The organism is Sporosarcina ureilytica (assembly GCF_001753205.1).
GTDB lineage: Bacteria > Bacillota > Bacilli > Bacillales_A > Planococcaceae > Sporosarcina > Sporosarcina ureilytica.
Window position 1 is genome coordinate 2,352,853 of the sequence record NZ_CP017560.1, and the last position, 25,457, is coordinate 2,378,309.

Genomic DNA, 25,457 nt, shown 5'->3' on the forward strand with positions numbered 1-25,457 from the left:
TTCAGAAAGTGGGTGTTATAATAGGGCGCAAATCTTATTCCAGAAGTGCGCCCGTTTGAGAACTAGCTAGATAGTCATTACTGTTGTTTCTCGATGATCAATTGTCCTTTTTGTTGGTCGACATTGAAAGTCATTTCCTTACTATTTCCCAAATTTGCTGAAACTGTTTTTCCTTGATAGCGTTCATCTGCATAGATAAATACATAACCCTCTTTTTCAATGATAACGTAACCTTCACGCTCTCCTTCCTGTAACTCTAATAATCCATAACCTGCTTTTGAGTAATTAAATAGGGCAATGGCAGGCATATCATTAATAGTTAATGCAAAGGCTGTCAGCTCACCATCAATCCATTCATCTATTTTAGTTATTTCCGCAAGGTCTTTATTTAACGAATAAGGACTTTCATAATGCGATTGGATTTCACGCCAAAGCTCTTGCTGTGTTGGACAACCGTATATCCAGCTTCATAATGTTCTGGTACAACCGTGAATACCCTATTGGGGTAGTTTTTATCTAGATAATCACTTACGATTTCATACGCTTCAGAATGCTTATCCGTTTTCAACGTAGGAAAATAAAGAACATATCCAATAAACCCTAAGACAAGGATACTCGTTAACGCAATTCCTACTCTTCTTTTCCTTCTAAAAATAAACCACAGAATTGTTATCACAATTACTACTGCAACTCCAACTAAAAAAAGTAGATTAGTTCACTTGGACTCATATGATTTCTCCTAACACAAAAGAAATTCTTATAATTGTTCTTCCAAAATTCGGCCCTATTACATAATAGGCGCTAATCCTTATTAAAGAACTGCGCCCGATTGTTTAAATATAGTATTTCATAAAAATGAATTACTTCGTCCAAAAATCCATTTTACGTATAAACAGAAAAAGACCATACGATTAAAAAGATGCTTACTATTCCCCAAAGAACGGCTCCCCATACCCACCAAATAACGGGTTTAGGTGAAATCTGTTTACCATCCACACTTTCCTTATTTTCTTTTAATAAAGCGACCTTCATTTCCATACTTTTTTTCATGGAAACAAGAACAACAAATCCAATTATGATGAAACCCACGGTTATCCAAAGTAACAAATCCATGTTTACACCCCCTGTTTTACTAGCTCAACTCTACAATACGGGGCGCAAATCCTTCCTTGAGAATCGCGCCCATTAGTTGGAAGCTGCATTATTTTTGGTGGTTTCAGGAAATAAATATGAAATTAAAATTAAAATAATTCCTATTGAAAATCCTGTCCAAGTTATGGCATCCATTGTGATATCCGTTAGATTGTAAGCAATTCCTGTGGAAAGTAAAACTATTTTTAGAACAAGTGTGAGCATTACAATCCCAAATGCAATCCACTGAATAATATTCCGTTTGCTATAATTTTTACTTTTCATAAGACCATCCTTTGATAGCTCATAATTTGATTAGAAAAACTAGGCTTATCCTGCAAACTGGCCCGATCTAGGCACAACTCTTATTCCAGAATTGCGCCTGATTCTGGGATAATCATCAAATGAGGGGTTCTTCCTCATTCGGTAATTCAACAAAAAAAGGATTAATTATAAAAAACAAAGGAAGTAAACCTAAAAATGCAAATATGGCAACATAGGAAGGTCCAAGGAAATGATTACCTACCAATATCAAGGGGACTATTATAAAAGGCATTAATGCACTTCTTTTTCTCATACGTGCTGTCAGATACTGTTTTTCACCACAATAAGGACAAATCATTCCACCAATTAATGTAAAGGACTTATTAAAAGGCTGCTTCCAGCTCCATCTACGGTGACAGTTTTGACAAGTTGGCATTTTAATTACTCCATTACTGTAATATATAACATCAACCATTACGCAAAATGGCCCTATTACTGAATAGGCGCTAATCCTTATTAAAGAATTGCGCCCGATACTTGAATTAAGGAATATTCATTACTCATACATTTATGTAATTTATAACTTCATCAATGTAGCTTTCTAACGGCCTACTAGTATCAATAAGCAAGCACTGAATGTCATTTGGTTTTTTGCTGTTTTCTATTGTGTATTTAAAAGCCTCTTCAGAGTTTATTTCCTTGATTTGGCTTATCATTCTTTCACGGTTTTTCAATCTATAATTAATCTCTTGAAAGTCGTTTAGATAGCATTCAACATATTTGTATTTCACATTATACTTTTCAGACAAATCCCTGCCCCTAACAATCATTTCTTGATAAAGACACGGGCTATCGAATACAACATTTTGCCCTTGTGATAAGTGAAAATCAATTAAAGACCAATCAATACTGTATGAAATTTTACCGGCAATTTTCATGTCAATTGGATTGTCCTCTATCGAGTTTAATAAAGCAGATTTAACAATGTCATGGTCTACTACAATCGCACCAGTTCTCTTACCAATTTCTCGGGATATTGTGGACTTCCCTGAACCAGGGAATCCAGACATTTGAACAAAAAACATGGATACACCTCTACTTTCTCCTGACTTTTTATTGGCCAACCTTCCATCTTTTTATATGAATTACTCAATTAGTTGGTCCCATTCAGGCACAGCCCTACTATGCCCAAGATAATTCCAACCTGTTTCATACATTACCCCCTATGTATTAAATCAAATTGATATAGTTCCTCTTGAACAATCTGGTCCAATTGAAGCACAATTCCTATCCAACAACTGCGCCCGATTGCGGCACAGTTTACTTTAGTTTTATTATTTCAATCAAGGTATACTGGCTGCTGCGGATTATGTAAATGTTTAAAAGCCAATTGTATTTGTGATTCTGTATTTCTTGCTACCGATAAGGGAGGCAATTCATTTTCAGCAAAGAAATCAACTGCACTCGTTTCTATGCCCGTTTCCGCTTTCCCGCCAATGATTTCACACTGAATAAAAAATTTATAAACGTGATAGGCAGACGATGGGTGGGGATGAAATTTTTTATCCATTACACCAATCAATTTAGTCGCCTTCACTTCAAACCCCGATTCTTCTTGTACTTCTTTTACCGCAACCTCACTTGGAGACAGGCCAATATCACCCCATCCCCCTGGCAAAGCCCAAACATTTTCAACGTCTTCTTTAACCATTAAAATTTTATTATCTTTGAAAACAACTGCTCTAACATCAACCTTAGGCGTAGCGTAACCTGTTTCATTTGCAAATAATTCTTTTATAACATTGTTGTCCATTTTCGTTTGTTGCGATAGCATTTCAACGCTAATATTCCTTATCATTTCAAATCTTTCAATGTCATATTTATCTTTCGAATAGGTTAAGCCCGCCTGTGCAATAGATTGTAATTGTTTTGCCCATTCAAGCCATTTAGGTTCCATCTTAAATCACTCTCCGTTGAATTTCTCATAATAGAATTAACCAACCTTTGCTCGCAATCCAAAAGATCCCATGCCTCAATCTGTCCCGATTGAGGCACAGTGTTTCTTCAACAACTGCGCCCGATAAGTGAACCACTAGATAATAGCCATTTTTTCATACTTTATCCGACTTTGCTGAAAGACGTTGTATGCTTTCAATATCCCCTCACAACCAACTTGTTTTTAATAGATTTATCTAAGTTTTAATTTGATGAGAAGGAACTAATACATTATCGACAAAGATTTTACAATGGATTTTAAAATAACCACCGATAGCCACCTTTATGTTCTTCGATTCATTACTATCAATTCTCAATTTTCCAGTTAACGTCGCTCTAAATGCCAGGCCAATATTTTCATCCTGCAATTCCCCATCTACATACAACTTTTCACCAGCAAACCATCTATTCTCCACTCGTATTTGATGGCCGTTATATCTAGCTTCAAATACTTTCTTCATTTCATCACTCCTTTACCGACTTTAATCCAATTCAAAAAAATCAATTTACAAAATAACTAGAAAAATAATTAAAAATCACCAAGAGTTGTTATTCCGCAATCTGACCAGTTTGTTGAATAAACCGTCAACATATAATCTATTTTAGCACAAAATACATTGCTCCCTTCTATGTTTTCAATTAATTCAGAATTAACTTCAAGGGAACCATCCCACCCACCAATTAACAAGCGTATCAACAACGTAATTCCCAGAGGCTCCATAAATTTATGTGCTGTGATTAATTCGATTACCAATTGTAGTACGGTTTACTATCGGAAATCGTCTTAACTATTGATATATCAACAAAAATAGGAACACAATTCATGTGCGAATTGTGTTCCCATTTACTGTGCGTTTTAACGTTTTCTTCCTATGTAACGAACTCGTTAATATTTTACCAAGCTCCTTTACATTTATGTTTAGCAACTTTTTCAATCCACTTCATCGGGTTTGTATTCTATAATATCCCCTGGCTGACAGTCTAATGCCTGACAAATGGCCTCTAAAGTCGAAAATCTAATTGCTTTTGCCTTTCCGTTTTTCAATATTGAAATATTAGCCATTGTGATGCCTACCTTCTCGGAAAGCTCTGTTACACTCATCTTCCTTTTCGCCAACATCACATCTATATTAATGATAATCGCCATTGTTTTCACCTCAAACCGTCAAATCATTTTCTGTTTTCATACGAATCGCTTCTTGTAAAAGTCTATGAAGAACAGCTGCAAAGACTGCGATCACCATTGAAGCAAAGATAGGAACCATTCCAACTATAATCAGTCCCGGTGCATCATCTAGCTCTGCGACGAAAAATACAAATGGTAATACGATCACATACAAACCACTAATAACCATTGCGCAACGTTTAATATTTTTTAAAGCTTTAACAGAACGCTCAGAAAAAGCTTTGTTTTTATCAATAAAGCTTAAGAGTTTAAATGCCTGGTACAACGCAATAAAAAACGGAATTACCGATAGATACATGCCTATTACGATTGGATAGAGAATTTGGTCATAATATGAATTAAAAGGGTTCTTTGCTAACCAAGTCGCACCAAATATACCGAGCGCAAGGACTGGAATTCCCATGAGAAAAACAGCGATTTTTAAAAAGAGTGTTGAACCTTGTTTCATAAAAAGCACCTCAATTATTTTTGTTGTTTTAATAGTAACAGGACGTTTATCGTTTATCAATAAATATTTATCCTTTAATGGCTTTTATTATGATCCTTAACGCTAATCGTTTGAGCCTAATCTTTCGGATATATAGACTTTCTTTGTTATAATTACCGTGATAAATATGTATAAATAAAGGAGTCATACTATGCAAAATTTAAAAGGAAAAACGGCGTTAATTACAGGCGCAGGCAGAGGAATTGGACGTGCAACAGCGATTGCATTTGCTAAAGAAGGGATCAATGTAGGGTTAGTTGGAAGAACAGGCGCAAACCTAGAAAAAGTAGCAGAAGAAATTGCCGAATATGGCGTTGAGGTCACGATGGCAACTGCGGATGTTTCGGATATTGAATCTGCTCAGAAAGCTGTGGAACATATCCAAACCGAACTAGGTACCATTGATATTTTAATTAACAATGCTGGGGTTGCCAAATTTGGTAAGTTCCTAGATTTATCTCCAGATGAGTTTAAAAATATTATCGATATTAACCTAATGGGCGTTTATAACGTTACAAGAGCTGTACTTCCTAGCATGATTGAACAAAGTTCGGGAGACATTATTAATATTTCTTCCACTGCAGGTGAAAGAGGCGGTCCTGTAACTGCTGCATACAGTGCATCTAAGTTTGGCCTGATTGGACTAACGGAATCTCTAATGCAAGAAGTTAGAAAGCATAACATTCGCGTAACAGCACTCACACCGAGCACAGTTGCAACTGATTTAGCATTTGCAGAAAATCTAACTGACGGCAATCCTGACAACGTGATGCAGCCAGAAGATCTAGCTGAATTAATGGTCGCACAATTAAAGCTTCACCCACGTGTTTTCGTTAAATCCGCTGGTTTATGGTCGACAAATCCTTAATACGCAAAAAGCCTTCCTCAATTTTGGAAGGCTTTTCTAATCTTCTTCAATTTTTTCGCTTTCAATAGTTAAATTGTACGGTGACAGAAGCGTTAATTGTTAATTGTCCAGGTTCAATCGGTGTTGTGCCACTCATCTCCTTTGCGACAAACATTCGAGGAATGATTGGCGCTTCTCTCCGTTCTTCCACAATCTTAATCGGAATCGGGTCAATTTGAAGATGCATTGTTTCTGCCATCGATTGCGCTTTCTCAGTAGCATCGTTCAATGCTTCATTTAATGCTTTTCTGTACGCCGCTTGTTCATCTGCAACGAAAAATTGAATGTTTGATATGCCGTTTGCGCCATTTTCAACAGCCAAATCAATGATGGCACCAATTTTATCAATGACTACACTCGTTACATTGATCACATTAGAGACTTCATATCCCCTAAATCGTTGTTCCCCATCGATATAATCATATTGAGGAGTAATATTATAGGATACAGTTTGTATATGCTCATTCTCAATTCCAAAATTCAATAACGCCTCAATCACTTGGTTCATCGCAGTTGCATTTTCTTGTTGGGCAATAGTTAATTTTTCATTTTCAGTTCGTACTTCTACGTGAACTTGAACAGTATCCGGTGGTAACGTGATACTGCCAGTTCCAATCACCGTCATCACGCTCTCTTTTCGTCGAGTATTTTGCAGGACATACGGATAATAAATGACTTCCATCCCTTCTTTACGATTCACTCGTTTAATTGTATGTATTTCGTATGAAATAAAACACAAGTCATTTTTCTTACTCTGCATCAATCTAAATTGTCCTCAGAAATCTTCTAGTAAAAAACTCATGATTTTCGCCCCAACAGACTAGTATTCATGCTAAACTAATGATTATGAAAGAGGTGATTGTCATTGTCTAAAAATAAACGAAATACCTTAATCGCAATAATATTAAGCATCTTCATATTAGCTATTGGTACTGGACGGTTTATTCAAATGACCAAAAACCATCAAGCAAATATGCCGATTATGGAGGGTTGTGTAGACAATGGAGGCACTTTGATCGTCAGTCAAAAACATCTCTTAGCACTCAAAACCGCAACTTGTGAAGAAAATTAATTTTCACTGATAAGGTCTTTCTTTATTTTTCTATATTGGATAAACAATCCCAACCATATGCAACTTCCTTCAACTCTTTCCCAGCAATTTCTATTTCAGCAGTGTCGACTTTCTTTCCACCTAGCTTTTCATAGAAGTGGCAAGCCGGATTATCCGCCAACGCCCAAATGAGCATTGAATCTAAATTCTTATCCTGTAAATCTTCTACAACCCGATTAAAAAGCTTCCGGCCAAGCCCTTTCCCTTGCGCTGCCTCCAATAAATAAATCGCATACAACTCACCTAGGTACTCGTTATATTTGCCTGTACGCTCTTTTCCGCCTGTTGCAAATCCGACAAGTTGACCGCTTTCATCTTCCACAATATAAATCTCATTTTCCTTTATCCCACGTATCCAAATCTTTTCTCGTTCTTCATAAGCGAGACTATTTAAATATGAATCCGGAACAATTCCCTGATAAGTGGTTCTCCAACTGTCAACATGAACTTTCGCAATGCCCTTCACATCTTCTACTGCCGCTTTTCGAATGAACATTCCGCAACTCCCTTTCCCCTCTATTTTATATTCCTATTCAATAAACTCCTTTGAAAACCTTTATTTTTAGAAAACAAAAAAGACCCGCAATATGCGAATCTAAAATGTTCCATCTTTTTACAAATAAAAACCAAGTACTTGGAAACCATAATAAAACGAAATTAGTGTCAATATACTAAACACAATGCCTTCTACTTTGCTGCCGGTTCTCGTTGTTACTGGAAACCGAACCGTTAAGTTAAGCGGAAAAAATAATTTAATGCCATTTCTTGTTGCCATGTCTAAGATATAATGACTGACCATGCCAACTAAGATTCCAGTTTTCACAACATCGTTCGGAAAGAACGCGTTCATTAACGAGGCGATCAGGACCAAAAATAATAAACTATGTGTAAAAGTACGATGTCCAAATAATGTATTGATGATTTTCGATAGTAGCGGTAATTTTCTTCCTAATTTACTACCACTATGGCAAATATCTGGTAGAAGAGCGCCTACAATCCCGGCACCTACCATAATCATTGGATCCTCATTTGCGATGTGGGCATAAGCAAGACTTGCTGCAATACCGCCTAAGATGTGAGTTTTCCCTGTCATGCTTTTCCCTCCTTTAACCTTTTCCATAATAGCATAATTTATCCACGGATTGAATCATACGTTCGACTCAATAATGTACACTCTAAATGGAAAACTTTCGACAACGTTATATTCTTTCGCTAGCGTTGTATTCTTTACGGTGAACGTTGATTACTTTCGCATAAGCGTTGATTACTTTTATACAAACGTTGCATTCTTTCACTAGCGTTGCGTTCTTTCCCGTAAACGTTGATTACTTTTATACAAACGTTGCATTCTTTTTCTAGAATTAGGTAATGAATTAATTAGACTAATGAGGTTCTGTATGACATTACTGGTACGTATTCTACGACGCTATTTCGTCCTAAATAAATGAAAAAACGTCGTAATTAAAAAAAAATCATAGTAGACGAAAACGTCCAACTATGATCTTCGTTAATTAATAATATGGTGAAATCAAAATATAAACTAGTACTCCTGTAAGGCTGACATACAGCCAAATCGGCATTGTCCAACGCGCGATTTTACGGTGACGTTCATTTTCCATATTCCAAGCACGCGCAACACTCGTTAACGCCAATGGAACAATCGCCGCCGCAAGCACAATATGGGTAATTAAAATGAAGTAATAAAAACCTGCAATCAATCCTTCTCCGCCAAACGGGGTTGACGGCGCTAAAAAGTGAAATGTCACGTATGACACTAAAAACAGCGACGTCGTCACAAAAGCCGCATAAATAAGACGGCGATGGAGTGTAACGTTTTTCTTGATGATCGCAAGAAGTGCAAACAACAAAAATATAAAAGTAAACGTATTAAAAATTGCATTCAAGAGCGGTAAAATTGTCACATCAAACGCATCAAAATCTTCATACCCCGGAAGTCCGGCCAATACACCAATTGCCCCTATTAAAATAATTGAAAGGATAATAATTGCTGGTTTGTAATTACGTTTTTTAAAGTTTGGGCTGATATTCTCTATTTTACTACTAGCCATTTAATCATTCACTCCAATATACTTTTCTGAAGTTCTTTCTCATTACTTTAACATACCGATTCTATCATAACCATTTAATTGTAAAAGTTTTGATGCTTGTCAAAAAGATGTGGCAAAATTATGGATGTGCGTTCAGATATCCTCTGAATACGATAGATTGTACGAGCAAACGCACATGTTGTCCGCTCAATCCCATGAAATTTATACTCCGTTTTCATACATAAAATTAATTTTATAGACCATATTAAAGAGGAATAAGTAAAAGGAGGTTTTTGATGATGGGAAGAGATGATCATAAAGGAAAGAGTAATAATTCAAAGTCCTTACCGCAAACACCGAAAAACCAAAAGATACAGCCTGGCGATATGAAAGCGGAAATGGCAGAGGAATTTGCCGAATTAACTAAACCTAAACGCCAGAAAAACAAATCAAAACGTAAAAAATAGCTTGAGTAGAACTTCTATCTCATATAGGAGATTTAAGATGAAAAAACCATTTCTATTCGTTAGTATTATCTATATCGCTGTAATTGTTCTCGTACTTGAAGTAATTACAGCGAATCCAAATGAACAAACCGCAAGCATTCAAACGTCAGCCAATCTAATCCCTACGAACTTTGAAAATGAGAACTTACTAGAACAGATTCACGCCTACGCGAACGAAAATAATCGTGAGCCGATTGACGCGAAAGTGGACACTGTCTGGAAAGCAATACCTGGCTATAATGGACTTGAAGTTGACATTGAAGAAAGTTATTTAGCGATGTGGCCAAATGAAACATTCGATGAAAAGCTGATTGTCTATAAAGAAGTTTCACCTAAAGTCCATTTGGCTGATTTATCGCCTTCCCCTATTTACAAAGGCAATCCTGAAAAACCAATGGTCACCCTATTAATTAACGTCGCTTGGGGCAATGAATTTATTCCCGATATTTTGGACACCTTACAGCAACATCATGTCCGTGCAGCCTTTTTCTTCGATGGAAGTTGGGTTAAAAATAATCCGGATTTGGCGAAGGCAATTTACGATAAAGGCCACGAAATCGGCAACCATGCTTATAGTCATCCCGATCTTAAATTTTATTCCCGCAGCCAAACGATGAATGAACTAAAAAAGACAAACGATATCATAGAAGAAACTTTATCAATTAAACCACAATGGTTCGCCCCGCCAAGTGGTAGTTTTAACGATGAAACCGTAACAATCGCTCGGGAATTGGACATGTTCACCATTCTTTGGACAGTGGATACCATCGACTGGAAAAAACCAGAAACATCACGGATGGTTAAACGAGTTGTATCGGAAGTGCATAACGGGGCGATGATTTTAATGCATCCTACCAAGCCCGTTGCAGAAGGGCTTGGGCAAATGATTCAAGAAATAAAAGATAAAGGCTATGTACTCGGAACCGTTTCTGAAATGTTGGATGAAAAACGAATTGAACAATAAATGCACAATAAAAAACCGCCAATAATACTATTAGGCGGTTTTTCCTATTATTTGGTCATCATTAATTCTTTCGTATCACGGCCTTTAAATGTTACTTTCAACTTCAAACTTTTATAGTCCATCACTTCAAACGCTTTTGCTGTTTCTTTTATCATATCCTCATCATCCATCTCAGCATCTAACTCAAGTTCCTTGAAAATCTGATCAAGCTTCTCCATCGCTTTATCTCCGTGTAGATAGACATTAGCAATTTTATTTTCATAAACCGCTTCTGTTTTATCCACTTTTTCATCGTAATTGCCGATGAGGGCCTCTTTCATTTCAGATGTATCAAATGTGACGTTAAACATTGTAAAACCATATTCTTCACCTAGTGATTCAGCTTTTTCATCTTCGTCCACTTTTTTTGTCACTATATTTCTATTTGTACAAGCAAATAGGAGTAAACCAGCGACAATTAATAGAAAGGTCAGCTGGAAAAATCGTTTATTCAATTATATCCCCTCTTCTTTCTTACTTATTGTTACTTTAACCGAAAGGGGCTCTGGATATACGCAAAATCAAACTGGTGGAATTAAAAAAAGAGGTACCTCTGACTAATAACGGGTTCTCTACAGAATCACAGTCATTAAATAACACACGAAAAGGAACGCATAATCGCATGTTATACCTTTAACTTTCCAATTGCCACACAAGAAACGCAGCATTATTAACGCACCCGTTAGCGAAAGAACTATACTAAGTTAACTTTTTATAATCATTGTATGAACTTCGAACAACAAGAAAGACAATTAAACCAGTAAGAATAAATACGATTACTCCTTTTACAAGGTTTGGTTCGCCAAATATCAAATGTAATACAGTTGCAAATGAAAATGGAACTCCTAACCAATCTAATACGGAAGGTATAATAAATAGCCCAATTAGAAAACTCAAAATCGAATATGAAATATATTTTCTTTTGCTCATAAAGTCTAAATCCCCCTTTAATTAGTTAATCTAACCTAAGATCCTTATGCCGTTAAGCTGTCCCGTTAGTTTAAGAATAATCTTTCACAAACTTTACATTCATTTTAACACAAATATTCTGAATATATAGTTGCGTTGTTTTATAAATATTATATGAAATTATAAAGAATGTAAAAAGCACTGCAATTGCAGTGCTTTTTACCGTTCTAATTTGGTGTTATTAAAGTTAAAGGTACTAAATACTATGTTATTTACTTGTTGGCAACTTTAAAGAGAACACGATAACCTCCGACAGGTCACCTGGATTCTCAAAAAATGATACATTCACCGATTGATTATTTCCGTCTTCTTTCCAAATGCAGGCAGCTTTTGTTGAACCCATCTGTATGCCCTGCCGTTCCAATAGAAAAATCGGCTAATCATTCCACCTTGCTTCATCACTCTTTTCGCAAGTACTTTCACCGCTTTTTGTTCATTCACTTTTCGATCAGATAAATACACCCCGAGTAAGCCCCGAACGATTAATTGATGGAATTGATTGTCCGGCAAATCCTTCGTACGCTGATCTGCTTCGTGCAAAAAATGGATAAGACGCATGGCCAGTTGCTCTTCATTTTCATAATAAAAACAAAAATTCAAATCGCCACCTATACGGTCTTCATCTTGGTCAATAAAATAGTCTAATAAAATGTGTAAACCTTGAATGTATGGGAAATAACCGTCGCGAATCATCTCTGCATGTACTGCTTTAAAGTCTGGGCGAAGTGCATACGAGACGAGACAAAAGATTCCCAAAGTAGAACCAGAGCAAGCTGAAAACTCATACCAATTCATGGGCGGCAGAAATTCTTTTTGTTGCTCATACAATACAATTAGACGTTCTTCACGTTCATCTTTCCGTACATGCTTATGAATTTGCAAGTCACAATAATACTTACAAAGTTCCAACATATACGGTCGAATTGTTTCATAGTGAGGAACGGAAACTAATACATCCTGGCAAGTTCTCATCAATTCCTCTAAATAACCAGCATCGTCTTGGTCTTTCCTGAAACGATAATAATCCTGAGGAGGCGCATCAACAGTTAACGCATCTGTCATTGATTCATGCAATGCAGCAAAATCATTCGGATCTAAAGATGTACTCCGGTCACATAAATTGTCTAAGTAATCGCTAATTGTTTGGTAGGCGACAATAAATCTGATTGCTTCCCTTTTTTTGCCCAGAGCAGTAAGTGCCATAATTGAACCGCCTTCACAGTGAAAGGTTTTCTGCTCAATACTGGCTAATGCTTGTTGTCTTAGTTCATCATTTGGAATTTCTTCTGCCCGCTTTTTCCAGTAGCGCAACTCTTCGTGGACAGCCGGCATAATATTTCGATACACTTTATCCATTAATGTAATCGGATGACTCGGTATTTTCATTTCTCATACCCCATTTCCCAAATACTCCCAATGGCTTTCTTTTATCATTAATTGCTTACAAATATCTACAATTGATATAATAAATCACAATACTATGTTGATTTCCGTTCCAGGCGCACGCTTTCCGTGGGGCGGGCGGTGAGCCAATCGCAAAACGAAGATTGCGATTTGCCTTATTTCTGTGGTTTTTGCAGAAATTAAGGCATCCTCTTGGATATACCTGCTCCCAAACGCTTCGCTTTTCGGTCGCAAAAGCCGTTCTTCGTTACGGCTTTCGCTAATCCCACAGGAGTCGGCGCCTTCCTCTCCAATCAACGGAGATACCTGCATAATGACAGCGAGCAATAAAAGGAAGAAGCACACTTAAAGCAATTATGAAATTAATTCAATTACCAAAAATTAATCTCAAGCAAAATCGGACAATGGTCACTTCCCATAATTTCCGAATGGATTGCCGCATCATTCAACTTCGGTTCCAATCGTTTAGACGTGATAAAATAATCTATCCGCCATCCAATGTTTCGCTCCCGGACTTTATTCATATACGACCACCATGTATAAGCCCCTTCTTGCTCTGGATAGAAATAACGAAACGTATCCGTAAACCCTGCCTCTAGCAACTTTGTCATTCGGCCTCGCTCTTCATAAGTAAATCCTGAATTCCCAATATTAGACTTCACATTTCGAATATCAATTTCTTCATGCGCTACATTTAAGTCTCCGCAATAAATGACGGGCTTCTTTTCATCTAGCGACTTCAAATACGTAAACATTTTTTCTTCCCATTCTAGACGGTAAGGGAGTCTTGCTAAACTTCTCTGCGCATTTGGCGTATATACGTTTACCAAATAAAACTCCGGAAACTCCAGTGTCAATATACGTCCTTCTTCTTCTGTTTCTTCATCCCCTACACCATAATGCACAGACAAAGGCTCTTCTTTCGTAAATACAGCTGTTCCAGAATATCCTTTCTTCACTGCATAATTCCAATATTGATAATACCCTTCTAGGTCAAAGTCGATTTGTCCTTCTTGCAATTTGATTTCCTGGACAGAAAAGATATCTGCATCGACTGCTTTAAAATAATCTAAAAAACCTTTACGAACACAAGCCCGTAACCCGTTCACATTCCACGATACTAATTTCAATCTAAATACCTCTCCTTCTCTTACGCTAGCACTAGTTTATCAAATTAACGAAGGAGCTATGTCGATTTCTATTTCCGCACCATTACTTTGTGCGGGCCGATCCCTTCAATCTCAAATTCTTCTCCGTAAATAGCGAGTCCAAGTTTTTTATAAAAACCAATTGCATTTTTTCTAGCATTACACCACCAAATCGAAGTACTTCGTTCACGTAAAAGTGCTTCCGCTGCGTGAATAAGTTGTGCGCCAATCTGCATACCTCGATAACCCGGTAATGTCGCCATGCCTCGCAGACGATACTGTTTTTCCTCCTGAAAGTCTTCAAATGCTTCTTCGTAAAATGATGCAATGCCCACTAATTTATTGTCCACAAATGCACCTAAGTGAAAAGTCATCTCATCATGATCACCTGGATAGTCACATGTCTCAATGCCTTGATTCGGCCGCAAAACAGGATGTCGAACGGCATATGTTTCTTTTGCTTGAATTTCTCGTACTTTAATTTTCACGGAATACACCTCTAACTATAATTTTCACAAGAATTTTCTGACTCACTCTACTTTATCATAATAGGAGAAATGTCGTCCGTCTGAAAAGTACACTTCTATAAGAATTCATGAACCGTGCTAACAAATTTGAGCATAAAAAAAAGACCCACATGGGGTCTTTTTCTAGCTATTATTAAGCTTTTTGAACGTTTGCAGCTTGTAGGCCACGTTGTCCTTCTTCAATTTCAAACGTTACACTTTGACCTTCGTCTAAAGATTTGAAACCTTCGCTTTGGATTGCTGAGAAATGTACGAATACGTCTTCTCCCGCTTCACGCTCGATAAATCCAAAACCTTTTTCTGCATTAAACCACTTAACTGTACCTTGTTCCATTGTTGTTGCCTCCTAGTGTGGATATTCCACACAATATGTTACTATCTTTGTTCAAGACCTTAGACGAAAAACAAAATCTCAAGTTGAAAACGAACAAAAATAACTCTTATATAGAATAACAGACATATGATCAAATAGCAAGCAAATAGTGAAATTTTATTTACAATGAAATATTACAAGCCATCTCAAATGATAAATTGTGTAAACCATGCAATATATTTCGCTCCAGGAATAAAGAATACCTGCGCCAACAATGTCCCCAATAACCTTGACGAAACCATCATCAATGAAATATTTTTTAGTTTTTGATAACTGCCTCTTCCATTCACGACCTCATCAGCAACTACAGAAACTTTAGGATCAACAAAAATAACTAACAGGATTGTTGCCATGCCATTTATTAAACCTGATGCCATAATCGCAGTCGAAGCACGTTCAGGTGCGAGTAATGCTGCATATAAAGCGGATAACACGCCAATTGTATAGATTGCTGTTATTACCATATTCACGAAAAACAATCTTATTGGCATATCTTTTATTTTAGTGTCTTTTAGGTATGAAAACTTAGGCAAATTGAAATGAGTTATGCCTCGTTTTATGTACTGTAAGGAAAATAACCTTTTAAATAAAGAAGGAACAGAACCCTTTTCTTCAGATAAATGAATAATAGCCCTTGAAAATAGGGCTATAAAAGTGGGGAGTAAAAGCATGCCGAAAATTGTCCCTACTGTTGATGCACCTATAAGAAAGCGAAATTGTGTCGCAACAAACTCCTGAGCATTACTACTCGGTGCAGCATCTATTAAACTGCCCGTAAAAGGTTGCTGCATCATATTTGCTAATCTTGAAATCATCACCAATATATTAAAGAGAGATAAAGCTGAAGCAATCATCTTTACTCTTGCACCTGATAATCTTACAGCATAAGCGAGTGTCTCGATTGAGTGAATGATAAAAATAAAAATGGCTATATATATTAATTTTGCAGTAACAATATCCAATACAAACTACCTTCTTAATAATAAATTTTGTTATTACAGTTGTACGTGAGTATTTGAAAGCCTACCTCCATAACGATCCGGCCCGATTATGATACAAACAAAACTTAATTTGGGGATTTTCGTTTAATGATACGGTTACCAATAAGTGCTATTAAGAACCCAACTACGATTGGCAAGAAAGCTATCTCGATATTTGAAGATGAATGTTTAAATCTGAGAATTTCTATATCAGCAATTGAGCCTATTATATAAAGCATTATCATTGTTCCAAGTGAAGCAATTAACAGCATCCAATAGGATTTATCCAATTAAATCCCCCCTATTGTTTAAATTTTTGTTTAGTTAAATGGTGAATAAACGAATACGTTATTCGGTTAACAGCGCCCGTTAGTCGAATAAGGATTTAGATTGGATTTCATTCGTTATGTAAGTAATAAGAAAACCCCTATCTTCGGGAAAGGTTAATTCTAAATCCTTTATTTCATCTAAGGTTTTCCAAGAAATATCATAGATAAGTTTATCCGGGTCTTGAAAATTTATTTCTCCACCTACAATCTTCACTAAAAAATAATGAGCTTCAACGTGTAGATTAAGATGTTCATGAGTCATTCTTTTAACCTTAATTTTTTCTTCGATTTCGGTTGTATATCCTGTTTCTTCTCTAATTTCTCTAATACAACACTCTTCGAATGTCTCGTCGAGTTCTTTTCCACCTGATGGAATTGACCACGTTTTTTCCTCTTCAGGTTTTCCTTGCAGAACCATTAACAATTGACCTTTTTCATTAACACATACACCTGAAGAACCAAACCACTTTTGCACTTTATAGCACCTTCTTTTTGAAAATCTATTTTAAAAAGAATCCTCTACCTCTTTAACATAGTTCCTACTTAATCTAAATAGCCCGACTCTAACATAGCTGTGTTCTATTACTGTACATACTCTACTCCATTTTCTACGAAAGACTCCAAGATAATTTCATTTCTACTTTTGTAATAATAATACGTTCTATCATCGTTTTTTAGTTTAATACTAATCATCCACTTTTTATCTCCTGCTAAATTTGCAATAAAGGGTTCACTGGCAACAATATCATCTTTGGAAATGTTTTTTTCTGTAGTCAAATATTCCAAAACACTCTTTTCAACGTCCGACTTTTTATATTGTATATATCCAAAGCCAATCCCTACGAAGATGATTACTAATGAAAGGATAATTCCTGTTTTCTTCACATTGAAGACCTCATTCCTTTATTTCCACCCCTACTCCTTTGTTAATTGGGTGCACATGTTCCCGATTGCTTTATATCAAATGGTTTAAATCGTTTATTGCAGTTTTAGAAGGTCTGCTATAATCTTGGCTTAAAACAGGATTGCTTCAATCTCCTGTTCTTCAATTCTGTAATAAATGAAACCTATCCATATAAAGGATGCGCGCCATTTAGGGATTATGATTATCTTACTAATTTACCTGCATTCATTCACACTTTGTCATTGCCATGACTAATTAACATTTAATGTTTTATTATTCTGAATTGTGAAATCTCCATATTTTCTAGAAAGAACTGCTGTTTTAACGGCATTTTCCCTATCAGCAAAAACTAATAAAAATCGGTCATCAAGTACATCAATGCCTCCGTTGTCACCTTTAAATCGAATATCCATCGAATCCTCAATTATCTCATTTGTTGTATAAGGACCAAATACCTCGACGGCATCCCATTCAAACACCGTCATTGTTGTTAAATCAATTTGCTTTGCCCCTTGCGCTAACGTGGAGTGTATTTCCTTACTTAGAATCGTATCCTGATTCGCTCGATTCCCCCAAAAAACAGCACTTATAATGACAATCGTAAGCATTAATGCTATCAAAACTATTTTGCGCATCTCGTTACTCCCCTACTTCTTCTACTATATATAACCTATCAATCCTGAAAAATTTAAACAAGAATCTGGCTCGATTCTAGCACAGCCGTGTCAATTAATGCGCCTGATCTACAGAACGGATGACTCTTATGTAGAACTTTTAACCGTTATGTTCTTCAATTATCCGCATTGCTATGCCCGTTAACTCGTCATGTTCAGTGAAACGTTCGTTGAGCATATCCGTAAGAATATGTTTTAGGAAGTATTCTACACAGTTCATACCTTGAAATAACAATATTGTCCTTAATGCTTCTTCGTAGATTTCTATAAACAATGGCTCAGGATTCCCCTTTTGAATCTCACCAAATGCTTCATAAAGCAAATCAATTTTATCCGCAACAGATAAAATGCGCCCCTCCAATGTTTCATCCTTACCTTCTTTAAATCGCTCCAAATAAATGGCTTGAAACTCAGATGGAATTTCCTTTTCTACAAACTTTCTTGTCATTTCTTCTTCTACTTCATTGAATAGTTGCTTCAATTCTTTTGAAGCATACTTTACAGGTGTCTTTATATCTCCTGTAAAAAGTTCCGCGTAATCATGGTTCAATGCCTTTTCATATAGGATTCTCCAATCCACTTTCTGTCCAGACTTCTCTTCGACCGTTCCAAGAAACTGCGCAATTTTTGTCACCTTAAATGAATGACTGGCAACGGAATGCTCCTGATATTTGAACTTTCCTGGGCAACGAATAATTTGTTCTAAATCAGATAAGCTCTTAAAGTATTGATGTACACCCATCCTATTCAGCACCTTTCTATATTCATTGAGGGTTATCGTATACAACGGAAAACAATTCATGCTTTTTGATCAAGGCTGTGTCCGTCTTATGCAATAGCTATCAATACTTTCTTTCCCTTATTTTGATCAAATTATGCAGAAAAGGGAGTAATATTCATTTCATTGTACATTACATTTATCGTTATACAAACACTTCATTATTTTCGAACTGTTTCGCGTCTATAAACTCCTAATTCTTACTATAAAAAATAAGGATACAAACTGAATGTTTGTACCCCAATTAATCTATATGATTGTGTTCTTACTCCAAACTTAACCCGTTCTTTCTAAAAAATATCACGGCAAAAACATAACGGTAGATGAAATTTCTTTAATATGCTTTTTATCCGCCCATAAAATAAAATAATTATACGTTGTATCTTTAATGGTGATTGGCATTGGATATTTAACAATAAAAGCTGCTTGATTTTTCATATCGGTAGGTTGATCGTCTGAAGGGAGAATGAGACATGATTCCACTTCGGGATTTTCGGATGATAGAATCGTAGGCTTCGATCCATAAGGTAGCAGTTCTTGATTTGCTTCTGCTTGGCAAACTTCTTCTAGATTATCTGAGCCACTTATCGCAGATACTTGAAAGAATCCATCGTCTCCTTCATATCTTTCCTCATTCACTTTCCGCCAACCTAACGGATATTGAAAGTTTACTTCGTAGACGTCACTCGTAAATTCTGCTGTCGTGAAATCCGCTATGGCCGATGGAGACCATTGTAACGCATCAATTTGATTATCATCTATCAGTTTAACAAGGAACTTCTTTTCAATATCGACTGCCCACATTTCAGACGCATATTCTTCTCCGCATCCTGATAAATAAGCAATTCGTTCATGTTTCGGAGACCATGTCACCGGCGTCGAATAGCAATTCGATAGTGCTTGGATTTGATCATTTTTCCCATCAAAACGAACCGTTCGAATTTGCGAACGATATTGCTGTCCTTTTAATTCGGTACTACTGTAGGCAAATTGCTTGGAATCGGATGCCCATGTTGGAAAATAATTTTTCGCTTCAGGTCCACCCTTGACCTCGAATGTTTTCCCTGAAGCTACCTCTACAACGTCAATTAACGAAATACTAACCCCTGGTGTTGTATATAAAACATATTTCCCATCTTTAGAAAGTTGTACCTCATGTAAAGGTCCTTCTGTATTTTTCGTTATTTGTTCTCTATCTGTCCCGGTCAATGAGCTGCGATAAAGTTGGTGTACGCCTTCACGGTCAACCGCCTGAAACAATAATTCTTTTCCATTCGGAAACCAATTTACATTCGAAGCACCTGGTTGATTCACTTGTTGGCTCTCATGTGTGCGCGTGTTATATAGAATGATTTTCCCTCTAGCTGTGTAAGCAAGCGTTTCATTATCAGGTGACCAATTTAATGTAAAATCCCCGCCTTCTGCTAATTGATCTATCGCCCCAATCAGCCCGGATTCGAGATAAATAATGTAAATGATTTGATTCTTCCCAACAAAAGCGATTTTACTACTATCCATCGACCAAATCGGTTTTGAATAAGATCCCCCTATATCAGTAGTAAGTCGTTTATTTACGCCACTTTCCACGTCATACAACCAAATGTCTGGCCCTCCTTCAAGACGAGAAGTGTACGCAATAAATCCACTTTCTCCAATTGGTGCATACGGTATTTTCAGGCGCATCCCTGTTTTTATCGCGGTAGTTGCTAACTGATTCAACTCTTGAATCAGTGAAATTTTAGTTATTCCTTTCGTGCGAACATTAAACCGACGGGCAATCACCTCTAATGTATCCCCTTCTTGCACTGTATAATAAGGGACCCCAGGTGGAATTCTTAACCTTTGACCAACCTTTAGTAAATACGGGGATAGAAGTTGATTTTCCTCTGCTATCGTCGCAATAGACACGCCAAATTTTTCCGCAAGTTGATAAACAGAATCCCCTGATTGGACGATATAATTATGCATACTCGCAGGAATTGATAACTGTTCCCCTGCGGCCAATTGATCAGGGTTTTGAATCCGATTCGCCGCAATTAAATTAGCCAACAAAACATTATGTTGTTCTGCAATTTTAGATAAACGATCTCCGGTTCGTACTGTATAAAAATATTGCATTTTTTCCACATCCTCTCATTTGAACACCAGAATCTTTTCTCCACCATAACTATATGAATTGAAAAATGTTCAAATGACGAAGTTTTATTATGTAAATAACGATAAGCGTTTACCATGCATGTTCATGCGTGATTTTTTTCGAATATCTTTAGAGAGTTTGCCATTGCCAATTGGTGTTTTACCCGCTCACGTTTTTCAATGGTATCCCTCCAAAAATATCCCCTCTATCTTAAAAACTGCCCCACACGAAACTTGTGCGAGGCAGTGATTGTTTTCTAATATACTCTTTTAGAATATGGGAGTTTCCTTTAATCTCTTAAACAATACCCGTCAACAAATAAACCGCAATAACAGCAAAACAAGCCAATGTCTTTAAAATGGTAATCGCAAAAATATCTTTATATGCCTGTCGATGGGTTAATCCGCAGACCATTAATAAAGTAATGACTGCCCCGTTATGTGGCAATGTATCCATTCCGCCTGCCGCCATGGAGACAACGCGATGCATAACTTCAAGTGGAATGTCAAATGCAGCAGCTGCTTCTACATATTTGTCGGCCATAATCCCTAATACAATACTTATACCGCCCGAACCTGAACCCGTAATTCCCGCGAGTACATTCGTTAACACAGCCCCATTGACTAAAGGATTTGTAAATGTCGTAGCAAGCGTTTGTTGGATCAAGGCAAAACCCGGAAGAATTGCAATAATTCCCCCGAACCCGAATTCAGATGCCGTATTCATTGTCGCAAGGATGGATCCACTTATACCTTCATTTAATCCTACCTTAAACTTCTCTTTTGCCGCTTCGAAGTTTAATGCAATTGCTGAAAGGATCCCGACAAGTAGTGCCAACTCTACTGACCAAAGCGATAAATGCTGACCTAGATTAAGCACCCCGTATTCTTCCAGTCCAATTGCAGCAAAGTCAAATCCGTCCGCATACCATTTCGGAATAAAGGTCGTGAAAGTTTTATTTAACACACCTACCAACACTAACGGAATAAACGCTAACCAATCTTTTACGTCTACCTTTACATCCGGCATTGGGATAGATGTATCTAGCGTAGCAGCGATCTCATTAGTGGGCTCTTGTTCAATAATTCGGTGTTTACCGATTCCGTAATAACCTTCGCCAAGTCTAACCGCTTTTCTTCTACGACTTTCTAAATATAGCATCCCACTCATAAAGATAAATAGTGCGCCAATCGAGCCTAATATCGGTGCCGCATAGACAGTTGTATTAAAGAACGTTGTCGGAATCACGTTTTGTATTTGCGGTGATCCCGGAATTGCATCCATTGAAAATGTAAATGCACTAAATGCAATCGTTGCCGGGATTAGTCTTTTCGGTATATTTGCCTGTCGAAATAACTGGGCAGCAAAAGGGTATATCGCAAATACCACAACAAATAAACTTACCCCGCTATACGTTAAAATCGCACCCATTAGGACAACGGTTAAAATTGCTTGCTTTTCTCCAATAAAGCGAATAATCACCTTTGCAATTCGCTCCGCAATACCAGTCATTTCAATTACCTTTCCAAATATTGCCCCGAGAAGAAAGACAGGAAAGTATAGTTTAATAAAGCCAACCATTTTCTCCAAAAAGATACTTGAGAAAAAAGGAAGTACATAGCTAGGATCCGTAAAGAATACCGCAAATAAAGCACAAAGTGGTGCAACAATAATGACAGAATAGCCGCGATAGGCAAAAAACATTAAGAAGCCAAGTGCTAATAGAATGATAATCAGATTCATAGATGCGCTCCCTTAATTTTATTGTTGACAAGAATTAATGCATGGTGTGTAGAAAAGGTCCGACGTGACTTTGTCTACACTCCCGCCTATTTAAAGGTGACCTGATCTGTTTTTATTCTAGCTCCATAAGGACATCTTGCTCATTCACAAACTCGCCTTCATGAATGTTTACTGACTTTACGACACCATCTTTTTCCGCGGCAATCGGAATCTCCATTTTCATCGATTCTAATATCACGACATCTTGGCCATCCTTTACTTCCTCACCTACCGCGACCAACACTTTCCAAACACTTCCCGCCATATTGGCTGTTATCTTTGACATACCAAGTCCCCCCCTTTTATAAAATCCAAACCTCTTTCCCCCGCAACTTAACACTTCTAGCATTCTTTATTTATCTAAAAAATTTGGTTGACGCTTTTCAATAAATGCTTGCACGCCTTCCTGTACGTCTACTGTTTGAAAGACTTCCCCAAACAGCTCCGCTTCTGTGATTAACCCTTCTTCAAGCGTTTGTTCGATTCCCGTATCCATCGCCTGCTTCGCTAACGTAATTGCCACTGATGAGTGGCGCGTCATTTTTTTACCAAGGGCAATCGATTCCGTCAGCGCCTCACCTTTTGGCACGACATGATTAACAAGTCCGATATCTTTTGCTTTGCTTGCTGAAACAGAATCTCCCGTAAAAATCATTTCTTTCGCTTTGGACAGGCCAATTAACCGCGACAAGCGCTGTGTACCGCCTGCCCCTGGAAAAAGTCCTAACTTCACTTCAGGAAGCCCAATTTCAACTTGCTCTTCCGCAATTCGAATATCGCAACTAAGCGCCAATTCGCATCCACCGCCAAGTGCCAGTCCATTTATGGCGGCAATGGTTGGATGAGGCAATTGTTCAATTCTATTAAGAGGTTCTTGAAGCCATAAGGACTTTTCTTTCGCTAGTGGAACACCTTTGCCTATCCAATTCGGAAATCCTTTAATATCGCCACCTGCCATGAAAGCTTTTTCACCGCTTCCGGTAATAATCACTACTTTTACATTTGATTCATTTTCAATTTCATTTAAAATATGCGTTAATTGCTCAACGACTTCCTCACTCAGCACATTTACAGGCGGGTTATCGATTGTGATTGTTGCGATGTTTTCTTTTAATGACCATGAAACTACTTGTACAGTTTGCATTGAATTCCCCCCATTTTTACGATTCATTGATTGTCACTTCTTCCGGTAACTGGCTATAGGTTTCACGCAATAAATACTTTTGGATTTTTCCAGATGGTGTGCGCGGCAGTTCATCGACAAAAATAACCTTTTTCGGTTTTTTAAAGCTCGCTAAATGTTCCACACAATACTGAATGACATCTTCCTCCGTTAAGTGTGCGCCTTCTTTTTTCACGACGACAGCACACACTGCCTCAATAAACCTTTGATCTGGTATGCCAATAATGGATACTTCTTTAATCTCTTTGTGTCGGTATAACACATCTTCAATTTCCGCGGCGTAAATATTTTCACCGCCGCTCCGAATCATATCTTTTTTCCTTCCCGCGATTGAAAGATAACCTTCTTTATCAAATACGCCTAAATCGCCTGTTTTACACCAACCATTGACAAATGTCTTCATCGTTTCTTCCGTATTTCTCCAATAACCGATTGAAACAGCTGGGCTTTTAATCGCAATTTCTCCGACTTCTCCAACAGGTAAGTTGACACCATAATCATCGATGATTTTTATTTCAGTTAATGGCATTGGTTTCCCAACTGTATGCCCTTTCAAAAAGGCATCTTCTGGATCGAGTGATGCAGCAATGGGTGTACCTTCCGTTAATCCATACACTTGCACGACACCGATATGCGGATATTTTTCTTTTAATTGCTCAAGTGCTGATGGAAGTAGTGGATCTCCGCCTGTATAAATCGTCTTTAAATTAGACAATGAAAAAGCGTTTAAATCTTTACTGTTTAACATGTCGTAAATCATAAAGGGAAATAAAAAACAATCGGTCACGTGCTCCTCTTCAATGACGGATAAAATTCTTTCAATTTGAAAGCCTTGACTCTTCGTTATGATCAACGTGCCACCCATTAAAAGAACCGGTAAACCGATATCCTCCATCGCCCCAACATGATACAGTGGACCAGTTGTCATCCCGATTTGTCGTTCTGTGAAATTCCACTTTAATGATTGCATCGTAGAAAACCATAATGTCGTGTCATGCGTCCAAATTGCCCCTTTCGGTCGTCCCGTTGTTCCAGACGTATACATAAGCATGACAGGATCACTCAGTTTAATATCGATTTCTTCTACCTCTTCCGTCGAACCGCTTTCTAACGTACGCCAAGAATCTGCCCATTGCGGTTTAGGTTCATTATCATTTACTAAACAAATATACTTTTCCACTGACGTTTTATCATGAATGTCTTCTAATTCATTGCCTAATGTTGAATGAAAACATAACACTTTTGTTTCCGAATCGTTAATCGCATATTCAAGTTCCGAACTTGTTAGCCGGAAATTTAAACGTACCGCAATCGCGCCGATTTTTGCTACAGCAAAGTACAAACCAAAATATTCAAGGCAATTATAGAGCAAGACACCGACCCTATCGCCTTTTTGTACACCCATATCCCGAAGTTTATTCGCATATGCATTAGAGATTGAATGAAGTTCGGAGTAGGACCAAGCCCTCCCCCTTTCCTCTTTTATCGCAATTTTTGCACCATGTTCCGTTGATAATGAATTCGCCATTTTCCTCGTAATGAGTCCAATATCCATTATGAATTTCCCCCTTTTTCAACTATGCTAAAGTAAGTAAGCAAGAAGCGTGCCAATTCCAAAATCGCGGTCCTAT

35 protein-coding genes are annotated in these 25,457 nt (G+C 37.3%); 4 read left to right on the forward strand and 31 right to left on the reverse strand.

The features are described from left to right. Nucleotides 1–77: 77 nt before the first annotated feature. From BI350_RS17255 to BI350_RS11710, 10 genes are all read right to left on the reverse strand, one after another. Nucleotides 78–308: a hypothetical protein gene (locus BI350_RS17255; protein WP_075528276.1), complete on the reverse strand. Its 231-nt coding sequence runs from the start codon at nucleotides 306–308 to the stop codon at nucleotides 78–80. Between the two features lie 80 nt (nucleotides 309–388). Next, on the reverse strand, nucleotides 389–676 hold the full coding sequence (locus tag BI350_RS17260; protein WP_075528277.1) for a hypothetical protein: 288 nt from the start codon (nucleotides 674–676) through the stop codon (nucleotides 389–391). Nucleotides 677–882: 206 nt separating this feature from the next. Then, nucleotides 883–1,113: a hypothetical protein gene (locus tag BI350_RS11675; RefSeq protein ID WP_075528278.1), complete on the reverse strand. Its 231-nt coding sequence runs from the start codon at nucleotides 1,111–1,113 to the stop codon at nucleotides 883–885. Nucleotides 1,114–1,185: 72 nt separating this feature from the next. Beyond that, on the reverse strand, nucleotides 1,186–1,416 hold the full coding sequence (locus BI350_RS11680; protein ID WP_075528279.1) for a hypothetical protein: 231 nt from the start codon (nucleotides 1,414–1,416) through the stop codon (nucleotides 1,186–1,188). A 115-nt stretch (nucleotides 1,417–1,531) separates the two neighbouring features. Next, entirely contained in the window at nucleotides 1,532–1,831 is a 300-nt protein-coding gene (locus tag BI350_RS11685) for a TIGR04104 family putative zinc finger protein (RefSeq protein ID WP_075528280.1), read from the reverse strand. 124 nt (nucleotides 1,832–1,955) lie between these two features. After that, nucleotides 1,956–2,480, reverse strand: coding sequence for a P-loop nucleotide/nucleoside kinase family protein (locus BI350_RS11690; protein WP_075528281.1), 525 nt, complete (start codon nucleotides 2,478–2,480; stop codon nucleotides 1,956–1,958). A 254-nt stretch (nucleotides 2,481–2,734) separates the two neighbouring features. Continuing rightward, nucleotides 2,735–3,352: an NUDIX hydrolase gene (locus tag BI350_RS11695; protein WP_075528282.1), complete on the reverse strand. Its 618-nt coding sequence runs from the start codon at nucleotides 3,350–3,352 to the stop codon at nucleotides 2,735–2,737. 235 nt (nucleotides 3,353–3,587) lie between these two features. Continuing rightward, a complete protein-coding gene (locus tag BI350_RS11700; protein WP_075528283.1) occupies nucleotides 3,588–3,851 on the reverse strand; it encodes a hypothetical protein in 264 nt (87 codons plus the stop codon). Between the two features lie 470 nt (nucleotides 3,852–4,321). After that, nucleotides 4,322–4,537: a helix-turn-helix domain-containing protein gene (locus BI350_RS11705; protein ID WP_075528284.1), complete on the reverse strand. Its 216-nt coding sequence runs from the start codon at nucleotides 4,535–4,537 to the stop codon at nucleotides 4,322–4,324. A gap of 10 nt (nucleotides 4,538–4,547) precedes the next feature. Then, on the reverse strand, nucleotides 4,548–5,024 hold the full coding sequence (locus BI350_RS11710; protein ID WP_075529356.1) for a DUF2975 domain-containing protein: 477 nt from the start codon (nucleotides 5,022–5,024) through the stop codon (nucleotides 4,548–4,550). A 190-nt stretch (nucleotides 5,025–5,214) separates the two neighbouring features. Here BI350_RS11710 and BI350_RS11715 point away from each other — a divergent pair, with 190 nt between their 5' ends. Further along, complete coding sequence (locus BI350_RS11715) at nucleotides 5,215–5,931, forward strand: 3-ketoacyl-ACP reductase (RefSeq protein ID WP_075528285.1); 717 nt, start codon at nucleotides 5,215–5,217, stop codon at nucleotides 5,929–5,931. A gap of 61 nt (nucleotides 5,932–5,992) precedes the next feature. Here the strand turns inward: BI350_RS11715 and BI350_RS11720 are convergent, their stop codons facing one another. After that, entirely contained in the window at nucleotides 5,993–6,730 is a 738-nt protein-coding gene (locus tag BI350_RS11720) for an SIMPL domain-containing protein (protein WP_082295061.1), read from the reverse strand. 105 nt (nucleotides 6,731–6,835) lie between these two features. Here BI350_RS11720 and BI350_RS11725 point away from each other — a divergent pair, with 105 nt between their 5' ends. Next, complete coding sequence (locus BI350_RS11725; RefSeq protein WP_075528286.1) at nucleotides 6,836–7,042, forward strand: hypothetical protein; 207 nt, start codon at nucleotides 6,836–6,838, stop codon at nucleotides 7,040–7,042. 22 nt (nucleotides 7,043–7,064) lie between these two features. On the opposite strand, the gene BI350_RS11730 is transcribed toward BI350_RS11725, so the two are convergent. From BI350_RS11730 to BI350_RS11740, 3 genes are all read right to left on the reverse strand, one after another. After that, nucleotides 7,065–7,577: a GNAT family N-acetyltransferase gene (locus tag BI350_RS11730; RefSeq protein ID WP_075528287.1), complete on the reverse strand. Its 513-nt coding sequence runs from the start codon at nucleotides 7,575–7,577 to the stop codon at nucleotides 7,065–7,067. 117 nt (nucleotides 7,578–7,694) lie between these two features. Further along, nucleotides 7,695–8,174, reverse strand: a complete 480-nt coding sequence (locus BI350_RS11735; RefSeq protein WP_075528288.1) for a metal-dependent hydrolase — start codon at nucleotides 8,172–8,174, stop codon at nucleotides 7,695–7,697. Between the two features lie 418 nt (nucleotides 8,175–8,592). After that, nucleotides 8,593–9,150, reverse strand: a complete 558-nt coding sequence (locus BI350_RS11740) for a DUF420 domain-containing protein (protein WP_075528289.1) — start codon at nucleotides 9,148–9,150, stop codon at nucleotides 8,593–8,595. A gap of 275 nt (nucleotides 9,151–9,425) precedes the next feature. On the opposite strand from BI350_RS11740, the gene BI350_RS16965 reads away from it, so the two are divergent. After that, nucleotides 9,426–9,596: a hypothetical protein gene (locus BI350_RS16965; RefSeq protein ID WP_155767526.1), complete on the forward strand. Its 171-nt coding sequence runs from the start codon at nucleotides 9,426–9,428 to the stop codon at nucleotides 9,594–9,596. Between the two features lie 37 nt (nucleotides 9,597–9,633). Then, nucleotides 9,634–10,599 carry a polysaccharide deacetylase family protein gene (locus tag BI350_RS11745; protein ID WP_075528290.1) on the forward strand — a complete coding sequence of 322 codons (966 nt, stop codon included), beginning with the start codon at nucleotides 9,634–9,636 and terminating at the stop codon, nucleotides 10,597–10,599. 47 nt (nucleotides 10,600–10,646) lie between these two features. Here BI350_RS11745 and BI350_RS11750 read toward each other — a convergent pair whose 3' ends face one another. The 17 genes from BI350_RS11750 to BI350_RS11835 all read right to left on the reverse strand — a co-directional run bounded on the left by BI350_RS11750 (nucleotide 10,647) and on the right by BI350_RS11835 (nucleotide 25,381). After that, nucleotides 10,647–11,093, reverse strand: coding sequence for a YusW family protein (locus tag BI350_RS11750; RefSeq protein ID WP_075528291.1), 447 nt, complete (start codon nucleotides 11,091–11,093; stop codon nucleotides 10,647–10,649). Between the two features lie 244 nt (nucleotides 11,094–11,337). Beyond that, on the reverse strand, nucleotides 11,338–11,568 hold the full coding sequence (locus tag BI350_RS11755) for a hypothetical protein (protein WP_075528292.1): 231 nt from the start codon (nucleotides 11,566–11,568) through the stop codon (nucleotides 11,338–11,340). A gap of 324 nt (nucleotides 11,569–11,892) precedes the next feature. After that, nucleotides 11,893–12,993 (reverse strand): tetraprenyl-beta-curcumene synthase family protein, encoded by a 1,101-nt coding sequence (locus BI350_RS11760; RefSeq protein WP_075528293.1) that lies wholly within the window; start codon nucleotides 12,991–12,993, stop codon nucleotides 11,893–11,895. 389 nt (nucleotides 12,994–13,382) lie between these two features. Further along, on the reverse strand, nucleotides 13,383–14,141 hold the full coding sequence (locus tag BI350_RS11770; RefSeq protein ID WP_075528295.1) for an exodeoxyribonuclease III: 759 nt from the start codon (nucleotides 14,139–14,141) through the stop codon (nucleotides 13,383–13,385). Between the two features lie 68 nt (nucleotides 14,142–14,209). Beyond that, a complete protein-coding gene (locus tag BI350_RS11775) occupies nucleotides 14,210–14,647 on the reverse strand; it encodes a GNAT family N-acetyltransferase (RefSeq protein WP_245698255.1) in 438 nt (145 codons plus the stop codon). A 172-nt stretch (nucleotides 14,648–14,819) separates the two neighbouring features. Then, a complete protein-coding gene (locus BI350_RS11780; protein ID WP_075528296.1) occupies nucleotides 14,820–15,020 on the reverse strand; it encodes a cold-shock protein in 201 nt (66 codons plus the stop codon). A 185-nt stretch (nucleotides 15,021–15,205) separates the two neighbouring features. Then, a complete protein-coding gene (locus tag BI350_RS11785) occupies nucleotides 15,206–16,021 on the reverse strand; it encodes a lipid II flippase Amj family protein (protein ID WP_075528297.1) in 816 nt (271 codons plus the stop codon). Between the two features lie 104 nt (nucleotides 16,022–16,125). Further along, nucleotides 16,126–16,329: a hypothetical protein gene (locus tag BI350_RS11790; RefSeq protein ID WP_075528298.1), complete on the reverse strand. Its 204-nt coding sequence runs from the start codon at nucleotides 16,327–16,329 to the stop codon at nucleotides 16,126–16,128. A 79-nt stretch (nucleotides 16,330–16,408) separates the two neighbouring features. Further along, complete coding sequence (locus BI350_RS11795; RefSeq protein ID WP_075528299.1) at nucleotides 16,409–16,843, reverse strand: NUDIX hydrolase; 435 nt, start codon at nucleotides 16,841–16,843, stop codon at nucleotides 16,409–16,411. A 107-nt stretch (nucleotides 16,844–16,950) separates the two neighbouring features. Next, complete coding sequence (locus tag BI350_RS11800) at nucleotides 16,951–17,253, reverse strand: DUF3139 domain-containing protein (protein ID WP_075528300.1); 303 nt, start codon at nucleotides 17,251–17,253, stop codon at nucleotides 16,951–16,953. A gap of 270 nt (nucleotides 17,254–17,523) precedes the next feature. Next, nucleotides 17,524–17,907, reverse strand: a complete 384-nt coding sequence (locus BI350_RS11805; RefSeq protein WP_075528301.1) for a hypothetical protein — start codon at nucleotides 17,905–17,907, stop codon at nucleotides 17,524–17,526. Nucleotides 17,908–18,046: 139 nt separating this feature from the next. Then, nucleotides 18,047–18,688 (reverse strand): HD domain-containing protein, encoded by a 642-nt coding sequence (locus tag BI350_RS11810; protein WP_075528302.1) that lies wholly within the window; start codon nucleotides 18,686–18,688, stop codon nucleotides 18,047–18,049. Nucleotides 18,689–19,024: 336 nt separating this feature from the next. Next, the gene (locus BI350_RS11815) at nucleotides 19,025–20,842 is read right to left on the reverse strand and encodes a LysM peptidoglycan-binding domain-containing protein (RefSeq protein WP_075528303.1); all 1,818 of its coding nucleotides are present in this window, start codon (nucleotides 20,840–20,842) and stop codon (nucleotides 19,025–19,027) included. Between the two features lie 316 nt (nucleotides 20,843–21,158). Next, nucleotides 21,159–22,604 (reverse strand): GntP family permease, encoded by a 1,446-nt coding sequence (locus BI350_RS11820; protein WP_075528304.1) that lies wholly within the window; start codon nucleotides 22,602–22,604, stop codon nucleotides 21,159–21,161. A 112-nt stretch (nucleotides 22,605–22,716) separates the two neighbouring features. Next, on the reverse strand, nucleotides 22,717–22,929 hold the full coding sequence (locus BI350_RS11825) for an acetyl-CoA carboxylase biotin carboxyl carrier protein subunit (RefSeq protein WP_075528305.1): 213 nt from the start codon (nucleotides 22,927–22,929) through the stop codon (nucleotides 22,717–22,719). A gap of 66 nt (nucleotides 22,930–22,995) precedes the next feature. Next, entirely contained in the window at nucleotides 22,996–23,787 is a 792-nt protein-coding gene (locus tag BI350_RS11830; protein WP_075529359.1) for an enoyl-CoA hydratase, read from the reverse strand. Nucleotides 23,788–23,803: 16 nt separating this feature from the next. Next, a complete protein-coding gene (locus BI350_RS11835) occupies nucleotides 23,804–25,381 on the reverse strand; it encodes a class I adenylate-forming enzyme family protein (protein ID WP_075528306.1) in 1,578 nt (525 codons plus the stop codon). Nucleotides 25,382–25,457: the final 76 nt, after the last annotated feature.

Bases quoted from the DNA above. Each gene is read 5' to 3' on its own strand.
- BI350_RS17255 (WP_075528276.1), bottom strand. From the start codon at position 308: ATGCCTGCCATTGCCCTATTTAATTACTCAAAAGCAGGTTATGGATTA.
- BI350_RS11675 (WP_075528278.1), bottom strand. From the start codon at position 1,113: ATGGATTTGTTACTTTGGATAACCGTGGGTTTCATCATAATTGGATTT.
- BI350_RS11680 (WP_075528279.1), bottom strand. From the start codon at position 1,416: ATGAAAAGTAAAAATTATAGCAAACGGAATATTATTCAGTGGATTGCA.
- BI350_RS11685 (WP_075528280.1), bottom strand. From the start codon at position 1,831: ATGCCAACTTGTCAAAACTGTCACCGTAGATGGAGCTGGAAGCAGCCT.
- BI350_RS11690 (WP_075528281.1), bottom strand. From the start codon at position 2,480: ATGTTTTTTGTTCAAATGTCTGGATTCCCTGGTTCAGGGAAGTCCACA.
- BI350_RS11695 (WP_075528282.1), bottom strand. From the start codon at position 3,352: ATGGAACCTAAATGGCTTGAATGGGCAAAACAATTACAATCTATTGCA.
- BI350_RS11700 (WP_075528283.1), bottom strand. From the start codon at position 3,851: ATGAAGAAAGTATTTGAAGCTAGATATAACGGCCATCAAATACGAGTG.
- BI350_RS11705 (WP_075528284.1), bottom strand. From the start codon at position 4,537: ATGGCGATTATCATTAATATAGATGTGATGTTGGCGAAAAGGAAGATG.
- BI350_RS11710 (WP_075529356.1), bottom strand. From the start codon at position 5,024: ATGAAACAAGGTTCAACACTCTTTTTAAAAATCGCTGTTTTTCTCATG.
- BI350_RS11715 (WP_075528285.1), top strand. From the start codon at position 5,215: ATGCAAAATTTAAAAGGAAAAACGGCGTTAATTACAGGCGCAGGCAGA.
- BI350_RS11720 (WP_082295061.1), bottom strand. From the start codon at position 6,730: ATGCAGAGTAAGAAAAATGACTTGTGTTTTATTTCATACGAAATACAT.
- BI350_RS11730 (WP_075528287.1), bottom strand. From the start codon at position 7,577: ATGTTCATTCGAAAAGCGGCAGTAGAAGATGTGAAGGGCATTGCGAAA.
- BI350_RS11735 (WP_075528288.1), bottom strand. From the start codon at position 8,174: ATGACAGGGAAAACTCACATCTTAGGCGGTATTGCAGCAAGTCTTGCT.
- BI350_RS11740 (WP_075528289.1), bottom strand. From the start codon at position 9,150: ATGGCTAGTAGTAAAATAGAGAATATCAGCCCAAACTTTAAAAAACGT.
- BI350_RS16965 (WP_155767526.1), top strand. From the start codon at position 9,426: ATGATGGGAAGAGATGATCATAAAGGAAAGAGTAATAATTCAAAGTCC.
- BI350_RS11745 (WP_075528290.1), top strand. From the start codon at position 9,634: ATGAAAAAACCATTTCTATTCGTTAGTATTATCTATATCGCTGTAATT.
- BI350_RS11755 (WP_075528292.1), bottom strand. From the start codon at position 11,568: ATGAGCAAAAGAAAATATATTTCATATTCGATTTTGAGTTTTCTAATT.
- BI350_RS11760 (WP_075528293.1), bottom strand. From the start codon at position 12,993: ATGAAAATACCGAGTCATCCGATTACATTAATGGATAAAGTGTATCGA.
- BI350_RS11780 (WP_075528296.1), bottom strand. From the start codon at position 15,020: ATGGAACAAGGTACAGTTAAGTGGTTTAATGCAGAAAAAGGTTTTGGA.
- BI350_RS11805 (WP_075528301.1), bottom strand. From the start codon at position 17,907: ATGCGCAAAATAGTTTTGATAGCATTAATGCTTACGATTGTCATTATA.
- BI350_RS11810 (WP_075528302.1), bottom strand. From the start codon at position 18,688: ATGGGTGTACATCAATACTTTAAGAGCTTATCTGATTTAGAACAAATT.
- BI350_RS11815 (WP_075528303.1), bottom strand. From the start codon at position 20,842: ATGCAATATTTTTATACAGTACGAACCGGAGATCGTTTATCTAAAATT.
- BI350_RS11820 (WP_075528304.1), bottom strand. From the start codon at position 22,604: ATGAATCTGATTATCATTCTATTAGCACTTGGCTTCTTAATGTTTTTT.
- BI350_RS11825 (WP_075528305.1), bottom strand. From the start codon at position 22,929: ATGTCAAAGATAACAGCCAATATGGCGGGAAGTGTTTGGAAAGTGTTG.
- BI350_RS11830 (WP_075529359.1), bottom strand. From the start codon at position 23,787: ATGCAAACTGTACAAGTAGTTTCATGGTCATTAAAAGAAAACATCGCA.
- BI350_RS11835 (WP_075528306.1), bottom strand. From the start codon at position 25,381: ATGGATATTGGACTCATTACGAGGAAAATGGCGAATTCATTATCAACG.